Genomic DNA, 7,711 nt, shown 5'->3' on the forward strand with positions numbered 1-7,711 from the left:
CATCCACTCCTTTTACGCTAATCCCGGTCCACCCAGGATACTTATCCTCGGTACCCGGGACCTAACCCCGGCATCCGAATTCCCTTCGCCCAACGGCGAACACAACAATTGACAAACACACATCACCCGGCCGTGTGGCCAGGGCGAGAGCCCAACGGGAAAGACCGCTTCCTATGGGGCGATCGCGGCTCGTCCGCAGATCGTCTGCCAGCCCCGTCGGTTCGGATGATTCGGTTCGTTGAATAAGAGCATTCAACCGGCCATCGTCGCCCCTCCTTGAGGAATCCGTCGCTGTCGTTAAGTGAACACGCCTCAGTCTATGCAACTCCCATACGAATCTGAAGGGACACACGAGTCCTGATCACATCAGAGCGGTCAATCATCCACACACCCCCGCAACTACGCCGCTATCCCGGGGCGGGTATTGTTGCCCATTGACATGGCGGGAAACACACAGTTTTGCGCGAGAAGCACGCAGGGTGGAGCGTGTAAAAGAAACCCGTTCCATCAGATCGCGGCTGCTATCCTTGAACCATGACTACTTCAAATAGAATATATATTTCTACTGTAGCAAATAAAATTGATTTAGTAATCATAACTTTACGTTATATTTTATTGTATTCGTCAATGATTTGCCTCATTGGAGGCACATTCACCACATAGACACTTCATGAGCACATCGAACGACATGCAGAGCACTCTGAAATCCTAATTTCGTTGAATTTCTGCGACTATCTTTTCGCATTCAACGAACATGCCGATGAAGAGTCGCCTTACAGTCCAGGCGCCTTTACGGTGATATTCGCATGGACTCTTCTCGTCAGTTATTTCATCATTTTACTATTAAATACGATCTTTCGATCTCATATAAAGTATGCAAATAGAATTAAATCTATAATAAAACCTATAATTATCTTTAATTTTCTGGAATTATCCTTCCATCTGCTTTACATCTTATTTAACGCTGAAAAAAGTTTATCCTGGGCTTCCCATCCATTAATAGGCTCAGCAATAATTTTCATGATTTTGGCATATGTTTTCATTTCCGCATATACATTTGGAATTCCATACAGAATTCAGCAAAGGATTTGATCAGCTGCCTCGGTCGCGTACATCGTCCGGCCCGCCGAGCCTGCCCGCAGATGGATGCAATGATGGCCCGGTGCCGCCCCCGCCCGACGCTAGGAGGCGCGGTTGACGGCCATCCGCGCGAAGTCCACGAGGGCGTCGCGCACCGCGCTGGGCGGCACGCGGACCAGATGGTTCTCCGCATCGGCCACCCAGGCGAGGGCCATCCTCTCCGTCTGCTCCAGAACGGGATGACGGCGGAGCCGGTCCACGACCTCGCCGAGCGCCGCATCGGAGTTCAGATCGGCGTGGTCGAGTTCATGGAGGATCTCCTCCCCCGCGGCGTCGATGCTTCCCGCCTCCCGCTGTTCGCGCAGGAGGAGGACGGGCATCGTGTCGACGCCCTCGCGCAGGTCGGTGCCCGGAGTCTTGCCCGTCGTCGCGCCGTCGGAGCGGATGTCGATGACGTCGTCGGCGATCTGGAAGGCCACGCCCACGCGTTCGCCGTAGGCCGCCAGAACGTTCGCCAGCTCCTCGGAACCGCCGGAGTAGAGCACACCGTACATGGCGGAGGCCGCTATGAGGGACCCCGTCTTGTCCTGGAGCACCCGGATGTAGTGGCCCTTCGGGCTCTGCCCCTGCCGGACGCCTATGGTCTCGTGGAGCTGCCCTTGGCACAGCCGCTCGAAGGTCCGTGCGTGAAGGCGGACGGCGCGCGGCCCGAGCCCCGCCATGAGGATCGACGCCCGCGAGAAGAGGACGTCGCCGGCCAGGATCGCCACGGAGTTGCCGAACTTCGCCTGAGCCGACGGTACGCCGCGGCGCATCGGAGCCTCGTCCATGACGTCGTCGTGGTAGAGGGAGGCCAGGTGGGTCAGCTCAACCACCACGGCGGCGTCGTAGACGGCGGGGTCCTGGGGCCGGGGGCCGAGCTGCGCAGCCAGCAGGACGAGCAGAGGCCTAAGCCTCTTGCCCCCGGCCTGCGCCAGATGCGACGTGGCCGGATCGACCTGCAGATCGTCGAAGCTGACCTGGGCGGCCAGCATCCGCTCGACCACGCCCATCTGCGCGTTCAGCCCCTCGGCCAGCGCTCCTTGCCCGAAACTCACGCTCAAAGCATAAACGCCTTGGCCTCACCGAGGAAGTTCATCAACGGGCCCGGCACGATTCCCAGGAGGAGCGTGCCCACGGCGCACACGCCTATCGCGACGGCCGAATAGCCCTCGGAGGCCACGGGGACGGCGTAGTCGTCGGGTTCCTGGAAGAACATCATGAGGATGAGGCGGAAGTAGAAGAACGCGGTCGCGGCCGAGGCCAAGACGGCCAGGACGACGAGCACCGCCAGCCCGCCCTCGACGCCCGCCGCGAAGACCTGGAACTTCCCGATGAAGCCGCCCGTCAGCGGGATGCCCGCGAAGGACAGGAGGAAGATCGCCATGGCGCCGGCCAGGAACGGGTCCTTCCTGCCCAGGCCCCTCCACCGGTCGAGGGCCGTGGCCTCCCCGACGAACCCGGCGCCCTCGGCCCGTTCGCGCACGAGCGCGACGACGCCGAAGGCCCCCACCGACGCGAGCCCGTAGGCGAGCAGGTAGAAGGCGACGGCCTCGATGGCCGCGGAGTGGAAGGCCGAGACTCCGATGAGCACGAAGCCCGCATGGGCGATCGACGAGTAGGCGAGCATCCGCTTGACGTCCGACTGGACGATCCCGCCGACCGTGCCCACGAGCATCGTCACGATGACGATCGTCCACAGGGCCGGTGTGATCTCCCACTCCACGCCGCGGCCGACGATGTAGAGGAAGCGCAGCATCGCGGCGAAGGCGGCGATCTTCGTGCCCGCCGCCATGAACCCTGTGATCGGGGTCGGAGCCCCCTGGTAGGCGTCGGGCGTCCACGAGTGGAACGGGGCCGCGCCCACCTTGAACAGCAGGCCGACGAGCACGAGGACCACGCCGGCGACCAGCAGATAGTCCATGCCCGTGACGTTGATGAGGGCCGTGGCGATGGCGACGTAGTTGAGCGACCCCGCGTAGCCGTAGAGGAGCGCGACGCCCATGAGGAAGAAGGCCGAGGAGAAGGCGCCCAGGAGGAAGTACTTCATCGCCGCCTCCTGCGAGAGCGCGCGCCGGCGCCGGGCCGTCGCGCACAGGACGTACAGCGGAAGCGAGAGCACCTCCAAGGCGATGAAGAGCGTGAGCAGGTCGCCCGCCGACGTGAAGGCCAGCATGCCCCCGACCGCGAAGAGGGCGAGCGGGAAGACCTCCGTCTGTTCCAGGCCCGCCGCGGTCGCCTCGCGCTCCTCCAGGGAGCCCGGCTGCGTCGCCGCCGAAGCCGCGAAGGAGCCCTCGCGGGAAACCGTGCGGTCGGCGATCACGAAGAGCGCCACGAGCGCGCAGACCAGGATGACCGTCTGGAAGACGAGCGCCGGGGCGTCCTCCACGAAAGTGCCGATCAGCGGAGGCGTACCCTTGCCCGCCGCCTTGGAGACCTCCGAGGACGAGCCGCCGGCCACCGCGACGAAACGCGGGCCTGCGCCGCGCACGTGGACCAGGCGCCACACGACCGCGCCCAGCGCCCCCGCGACCGCCGCGAAGGACAGGACGATCTGCACCCCGCGCCGCGCCGACCGGGGAAGGAAGGCCTCGAACAGAACGCCGACGACGGCCGAGCCCAGGACCACGAGGAGCGGTGTGAGAGCCGCCCACGCGATAGCAGGAGTTGTCACTTCGTGCTCCCTTCGTCATCGTCGGTCTTCACCGGGCTGCTGTGCGCCCCCGTAGTCCCCGGGGTGCTGTCCTCGGCGAGGGTGGCGACGATCGTCGACGACGCGCCCGCCACGTCGTCGACGGCGTCGATGACCAGGCCGGGCGCGAAGCCCAGGGCGAGCATGGCGGCCACGAGGATCCCCGAGACCGTCTTCTCGCCGGCGTCGAGGTCGCGCGGCCGCGGGCCGGGGCCTTCCGGCGGCGGCCCCGTGAAGACCCTCTGGTATGGCAGGAGGATGTAGACGGCCGCGAGGATGACGGCCAGCACGGCCGCGCAGGCCGGAACCGGGTGCCTCGCGAAGGTTCCGACCAGGACGAGGTACTCGGGGACGAAACCGGACAGGCCCGGAAGGGCTATCGTCGCCAGGCCGGCGGTGAGGAACACCCCCGCGATGAGCGGGGTCGCCCGCTGCCATCCGCCGTAGCCTCCGATCGCGTACCCCGGCCCGCGCCGGCCGAGGAAGCCGACCGTCAGGAACAGGGCGCTCGTGGCCACGCCGTGGGCGACCATGTAGACGATGGCCCCCGTCATCGCGGTGTGGCTCCCCGAGAAGACCCCCAGGACGATGAAGCCGAAGTGGCTGACCGACGTGTAGGCGACCAAGCGCATGAGATCCTTCGAGGCGATCGCCATGAACGCCCCCCAGAGGATCGAGACGACCGCGATGGCCATGATCAGCGGAGCGCCGTCGTGGGACGCCTTCGGGAAGATCGGCAGGCACAGGGAGATCATCCCGAAGACGCCGAGCTTGTCGAGCACGCCCACGAGCAGGGCGGACGTGCCCGGCGGTGCCTGCTCGGCGGTGTCGGGAAGCCAGGTGTGCACCGGGAACAGCGGGGCCTTGATGGCGAAGACCAGGAAGAAGGAGGCGAAGATCCACAGCCGCGGGCCGGCGCCGTGCCCCGCGAGGGTGTCGACGAGGAACAGCCGGGAGGAGCCCTTGACGTCCGAGCTGGCGGTCACCGCGAGTCCGATCACTCCGGCGAGCATGACGAGCCCGCCGAACAACGAGTACAGGACGAACTTGATCGCCGCCCGGTGCCTGCCCTCGCCCCCGTAGCGGGCGACGAGCACGTAGACGGGGAGGATCATCAGCTCGAACAGGACGTAGAAGAGGAAGACGTCGCGGGCCGCGAAGATGGCGATCACGATCGCCTCCAGGGCCAGGATCCACGCTACGTATCCGGCGGCGCGGTCCTCGCCCTGATCGCTCAACTCGTCCCGGGCGGCGAGCAGGACGAGCGGGACGAGGAAGGTCGCCAGGCCGATCATGACCAGACCCATGCCGTTGACGCCCCAGGCGATGCTCGCCCCGATCGGCGGAATCCACGAGTAGGTCTCGGACAGCTGGACCGTCCCGGCCCTGTCCATGTCGAAGTCGAAGGCGGCCGCGGCGAGGAAGGCGAAGAAGATGAGCGCCGACAGGCTGACGCCGAAGGGCAGGGCGGCCTTCCGGGCGGGTTTGACGGCCCACAGGGCGACCGCCCCGAGGAGGGCGACGAGGATGAGGGCGGTCAACCAGGGGAAGGACGCCTGCATCGCTTGAGCCTCATTCGTGTTCATGGTGCTTTCCTCTCCCCCTCACAGCCGCGTGCCCAGGGCGACGATCAGGGCGACGACCACGCCGGCGATCATGTATCCGGCGTAGGAGCGCGCATAGCCGTTCTGCAGCCGGACGAGCAGGCGGCCGGCGCCCGCGGTCCCGCTGGCCACGCCCTCGGCTGCGCCGTCCACGACGTGGGAGTCGAGAGCCGCGACGGCGCCGGTGAGGACGATCCCGGGCTTCATGACCGCGTTCTCGTTGAAGGCGTCCTGATACAGGTCGCGGCGCGCCGCCCTGACCAGGGCGTTGGCCCGCGGAGCGGTCGCGGGGACCTCGCCGGCGGCGTACATGCGCCAGGCCACCGCCACCCCCGCGGCCACGAGCACGAGCGTCCCGCCGGTGATGACCGGGACCGGCAGGACCGGCTCGCCGTGGGCGGCCCGGCCGACGACCGGCTCCAGCCAGCCGACGAACCCGACGGCGTTGAGGGCCAGGCCCAGGACGGCCGAGCCAACCGCCAGGACGATCTGCGGCACGTACATGGAGGCGGGGGCCTCGTGCGGATGCCGAGCTCCCTTCCCGGCGGTCGGGAAACGCCGCTCGCCGTGGAAGATCATGAAGTACAGGCGCGACATGTAGAAGGCCGTCAGGCCCGCGACCGCCATCGCCAGAGAGCCGAAGACCCACGGCTTGACGCCCTGGCCGGTGAACGCCGCCTCGATGATCCTGTCCTTCGAGAAGTACCCGGACAGGAGCGGGAAACCGATGATGGCCAGATACCCGAAGAGGAAGGTGATCCACGTGATCGGCAGGAACGCGCGCAGGCCGCCGAAGCCGCGCATGTCGACTTCGTCGTCCATGGCGTGCATCACCGAGCCGGCCCCCAGGAACATGTTGGCTTTGAAGAAGCCGTGCGTGACCAGGTGGAAGATCGCGAAGGCCGCCCCCGCTGGGCCGAGGCCCGCCGCGAGCATCATGTAGCCGATCTGGGACATGGTCGAAGCCGCTAGGACCTTCTTCATGTCGTCCTTCGCCGCTCCCACGACGGCGCCGAACACGAGCGTGATCGCGCCGACGACGGCCACGACTAGCTGAGCCGCGGCGGTTCCGGCGTAGATCGCGCCCGAACGGACCATGAGGTAGACGCCCGCGGTGACCATCGTCGCCGCGTGGATGAGGGCCGAGACCGGAGTGGGGCCGGCCATGGCGTCGCCGAGCCAGGCCTGGAGAGGGAACTGCGCGGACTTCCCGCAGGCGCCGACGAGGAGGAGGACGCCGACGGCGGTCAGAACCGCCGTCGAGGCCCCGGAAGCCTCGGGGAGGACCCGGTCGAAGTCGACGGACCCGAAGTGGGCGACCATCGCCATCATGGCGAGGATGAGGCCCACGTCCCCGACGCGGTTCATCACGAAGGCCTTCTTGCCCGCGGCGGCGTTGGCCGGGACCTGATTCCAGAAGGAGATGAGCAGGTAGGATGCCAGGCCCACGCCCTCCCAGCCGACGAACATGACCAGATAGGAGTCGCCGAGCACCAGCAGGAGCATCGAGGCGACGAAAAAGTTGAGGTAGGCGAAGAAGCGGCGCCGGGCCGGATCGTGCGCCATGTACCCCACCGAGTAGACGTGGATGAGCGTGCCGACGAAGGTCACGAGCATGACGAAGGTGACGGAGAGCGGGTCGACGCGCATGCCCACGTCCACGGACAGCCCTCCCGCGCCGATCCAGTGGTAGACGCGGGCGTCGAGCACGCGCGCCCCGCCGGGAAGCCCGAGCAGCTGGACGAGGACCGCGGCGCCCACCGCGAGGGAGACCGCCGACGCGGCGACGGCGAGCAGGTGGCCCCACCTGTCGGCAGCCCTGCCGGCGACCAGGAGGATCCCGGCGCTCACGAGGGGGACGGCCACGCACAGCCACACGAGGCCGGCCGCTCCCGTCGCCTCGGCCGCCCGCTGCGCTCCGGCCGCTCCGGCCTCAAGCCTGCCGGCGGCTCCGGTGCCGGGGATTGCGACCGCTCCGGCGGTTCCGGTTCCAAGTGCTCCGGCCGCGGCGCCCACGTGGGTGAGGAGTCCAAAAGTCACGTCACACCTCCGGTCAGTGCTTGAGCTGGTTCGCGCCGTCGAGAGACGCGGACCGGTGGGTTCGGAAGACGGCGACGACGACGGCCAGGCCCACGACGACCTCCGCCGCCGCCACGACCATGACGAAGAAGGAGACGACCTGCCCCTCGACGTTGCCCCACATGCGGGAGAAGGTCACGAGGGCGAGGTTGCACGAGTTGAGCATCATCTCCACGCCGAGGAGGGCGATGATCGCATTGCGGCGGGTGAGGACCGC

The 7,711-nt window shown here is 66.6% G+C and carries 5 protein-coding genes; all 5 read right to left on the reverse strand.

The window, feature by feature from the left end; all coding sequences use genetic code 11:
* Window positions 1-1,181: 1,181 nt before the first annotated feature.
* Window positions 1,182-2,177 carry a polyprenyl synthetase family protein gene (locus tag HMPREF0043_RS05955; RefSeq protein ID WP_442852609.1) on the reverse strand — a complete coding sequence of 332 codons (996 nt, stop codon included), beginning with the start codon at window positions 2,175-2,177 and terminating at the stop codon, window positions 1,182-1,184.
* 2 nt (window positions 2,178-2,179) lie between these two features.
* Window positions 2,180-3,793, reverse strand: coding sequence for an NADH-quinone oxidoreductase subunit NuoN (gene nuoN / locus HMPREF0043_RS05960; protein WP_021602061.1), 1,614 nt, complete (start codon window positions 3,791-3,793; stop codon window positions 2,180-2,182).
* Complete coding sequence (locus tag HMPREF0043_RS05965; RefSeq protein ID WP_021602062.1) at window positions 3,790-5,397, reverse strand: complex I subunit 4 family protein; 1,608 nt, start codon at window positions 5,395-5,397, stop codon at window positions 3,790-3,792. The genes nuoN and HMPREF0043_RS05965 overlap by 4 nt, the downstream gene beginning before the upstream one ends.
* 18 nt (window positions 5,398-5,415) lie before the next feature.
* On the reverse strand, window positions 5,416-7,380 hold the full coding sequence (gene nuoL / locus HMPREF0043_RS05970; protein ID WP_040317982.1) for an NADH-quinone oxidoreductase subunit L: 1,965 nt from the start codon (window positions 7,378-7,380) through the stop codon (window positions 5,416-5,418).
* Between the two features lie 88 nt (window positions 7,381-7,468).
* The coding region (nuoK, locus tag HMPREF0043_RS05975; RefSeq protein WP_021602064.1) for an NADH-quinone oxidoreductase subunit NuoK at window positions 7,469-7,711 on the reverse strand (243 nt) is incomplete at its 5' end.

Origin of the sequence: Actinobaculum sp. oral taxon 183 str. F0552, assembly GCF_000466165.1 — a bacterium.
Taxonomy (GTDB): Bacteria; Actinomycetota; Actinomycetes; order Actinomycetales; family Actinomycetaceae; genus Peptidiphaga.

What these genes read in the sequence shown, in the direction of transcription:
- HMPREF0043_RS05965 (WP_021602062.1), bottom strand. Translation starts at nt 5,397, where the DNA reads ATGAACACGAATGAGGCTCAAGCGATGCAGGCGTCCTTCCCCTGGTTG.